Genomic DNA, 2,702 nt, shown 5'->3' on the forward strand with positions numbered 1-2,702 from the left:
CGACGAGGTGCTGAGGACTGTGCAGCAGCTCCTCCGAGGCGAAACCGTGAACTTCGAGGGCCGGCACGTGACGATGCGCGACGTCACCCTCGACCAGCCGCCAACAATCGTGCCACCAGTGATTGCCGGGGTGCGTGGGCCAAAGTCGCTGGCGATGGCCGGCCGTGTGTGCGATGGCGTGGTGCTCGCCGACGGCGTGGGCCCGACATATGTCCGTGAATCAATTCGACACGCTGGCGCCCCCGACAACTTTCGGGTCTCAGTATTCAGCGCGCTGTGCCTCGCTCCAACAGCGCGCGAGGCCTATGAGTTGATGACGCCGTACATGTCGATCCAGCTCACCGCGCAACACCCATCCATCCGGGCACACCCACATTTCGACGAGATGGTCGAGCGGTTCACAACGAAGGGCGACGGAGCCATTGCTGACTTCCCTGGCGAGTGGTGGACCGAGATGGGAGCAATCGGCGATCACGACGCTGTGCTCGACCACATCGAGGCCTTGGGCGAAGCAGGGGTCACCGACGTCGCGTTGTTCCCCGGCCCAACACTCGAGTCGGCCCGTGAGGATCTTGGGGTAGTCAGCAAGATCAAAGCAGCATTGCCAAGATAATGCGAAGGGCGCGCCGGTCAGCGCGAGCAAGAGGTGCGCCCGGTCCGAGCGAGAGCGAGTCGGGCCGTGAGGCCCGAGAAAAGAGCTCAAGGCGACGCAGTCGCCGGCGTCGCCAGACGCCATACCGTCGTCAGACGGTGAGCTCGCACCAATCCAAGTACTTCCGGTTCTCGCGGCGCACCGTGGCGAGATAGGCCTCTGATATCGCCAGAGTCATCGGGCCGGGGCACGGGATGTCGCGGTCGTCAATCGAGTTGATCGAGCTCACTTCGGCTGCGGTGCCGCAGACAAAAGCTTCGTCGGCGATGTAGAGGTCGCTGCGGGCGATGTTGTCAACTTTGACTTCGAACCCGAGGTCTTTGGCCAGCGCGCCCACCGTGCTCTGGGTGATTCCTTCGAGCGCACCAGCCGACAGCGGCGGGGTCAGCAGCTTGCCGTGACGGGCAACGAAGATGTTCTCACCGGTGCATTCGGCAACGAGACCGTTCGGCGCGAGCATGATTGCTTCGTCGTAGCCGGCTTTGAGCGCTTCGACCTTCGCAAGCGACGAGTTGACGTAGTTACCAACGGTCTTTGCAGCGGGCGGCATGGTGTTGTGATCGTGACGGGTCCACGAAGAGATCTTCATCCGCACGCCCTTGGTCACTGCGTCGTCACCAAGGAGCGCACCCCACGGCCAGCAGGCAATGGCGACGTCGGTCGAGCAGGGCAGCGTGTTCAAGCCCATTTCGCCGTAGCCGAGATACGCCAGCGGGCGCACATAGCACGAGTCAAGCCCGGTCGAGGCAACGGTGTCTTTGGTGGCTTGGACAAGTTCATCGACCGTGTACGGGATAGCAAAGCCGAGGATCTTGGCCGAGTCGAACAGGCGCTTAATGTGCTCGGTGAGGCGGAAGATCGATGGGCCGTCGGCGGTTGCGTAGGCGCGGATGCCTTCGAACACGCCGGTGCCATAGTGGAGGGTGTGGGTGAGCACGTGCACCTGGGCTTTATCCCAGTCGACGAGCTCGCCGTTCATCCAGATCTTCGGTGTGGGTGTGATGGGCATGAGGTCAGCTTCCCACGCGAGCAGCGATCGCGGCACCAACGTCTGTGGTGCTGCCGGTAACCGGTTCGGCGCAGGCCGCACGGATGCGGTCAGCTGCGACGCCCTCGTCGAGGAAGTCGAGCATGAGCGCAGCGGACAGAATGGCTGCTGTCGGGTTGGCCTTGTTCTGGCCAGCGATGTCAGGGGCCGAACCGTGCACAGGCTCAAACATCGACGGTCCGGTGCGAGCCGGGTTGAGGTTGGCCGACGATGCGAGGCCGATGCCACCAGACACCGCGCCACCGAGGTCCGTAAGGATGTCGCCGAAGAGGTTGTCGGTGACGATCACGTCGTAGCGATGCGGGTCCTGCACGAAGTAAATGCAGGCGGCATCAACATGGTTGTAGGCGGTGCCGACCTGCGGGTACTCGGCAGCGACCTCGTCGAAGGTCCGCTGCCAGAGATCGCCAGCGAACGACAGCACGTTGGTCTTGTGGACCAGCGTGACGTGCTTGCGCTCGCGGTTGACAGCCAACTCGAAGGCGTAGCGGATACACCGTTCGACACCGAAGCGCGTGTTGACCGAACCCTGAGTCGCCACTTCGTTGGGCGTGCCGACACGCAGCGCTCCACCTTCGCCGACGTATGGGCCCTCGGTGTTCTCGCGGATGACAATGAAGTCATGCTGGACTGTTCCGCCGGGAGCGGTGCCAAGAAACGGGCGCTGGTTGATGTACAGATCGAGTTCGAAGCGCATCTTGAGCAGTAGACCGCGCTCAATCACACCAGGCTTCACGTCGGGGTGGCCGACGGCGCCGAGCAGGATGCTGTCGAACGGCCGGAGCGCATCGAGCGTCTCGTCGCTCAGAATTTCGCCGTCACGCAGATAGCGATCGCCGCCCAGATCGAACTCGGTCGTGGCGATGTCCACGCCTGCGGCGCGGATGACCTTGATGGCTTCGGCGGTGACATCGGGTCCAATCCCGTCGCCACCGATCACGGCAATGTTGTGCGTCATAAGGCGGCGAGACTACCCGCACGCTCTCATCTGTTCCGATTGGA

3 protein-coding genes are annotated in these 2,702 nt (G+C 63.1%); 1 reads left to right on the forward strand and 2 read right to left on the reverse strand.

Annotation, left to right across the window (positions count from 1 at the left end; translation table 11 throughout):
• The coding region (locus tag ACH2EI_RS14990) for an LLM class flavin-dependent oxidoreductase (RefSeq protein WP_395160623.1) at positions 1–613 on the forward strand (613 nt) is incomplete at its 5' end.
• A 130-nt stretch (positions 614–743) separates the two neighbouring features.
• Here the strand turns inward: ACH2EI_RS14990 and ACH2EI_RS14995 are convergent.
• Positions 744–1,661 (reverse strand): branched-chain amino acid transaminase, encoded by a 918-nt coding sequence (locus ACH2EI_RS14995; RefSeq protein WP_395160625.1) that lies wholly within the window; start codon positions 1,659–1,661, stop codon positions 744–746.
• A gap of 4 nt (positions 1,662–1,665) precedes the next feature.
• A complete protein-coding gene (locus ACH2EI_RS15000; protein ID WP_395160627.1) occupies positions 1,666–2,658 on the reverse strand; it encodes a 3-isopropylmalate dehydrogenase in 993 nt (330 codons plus the stop codon).
• Between the last annotated feature and the right edge of the window lie 44 nt (positions 2,659–2,702).

Source organism: Ilumatobacter sp. (assembly GCF_041688325.1).
Lineage (GTDB): Bacteria > Actinomycetota > Acidimicrobiia > Acidimicrobiales > Ilumatobacteraceae > Ilumatobacter_A.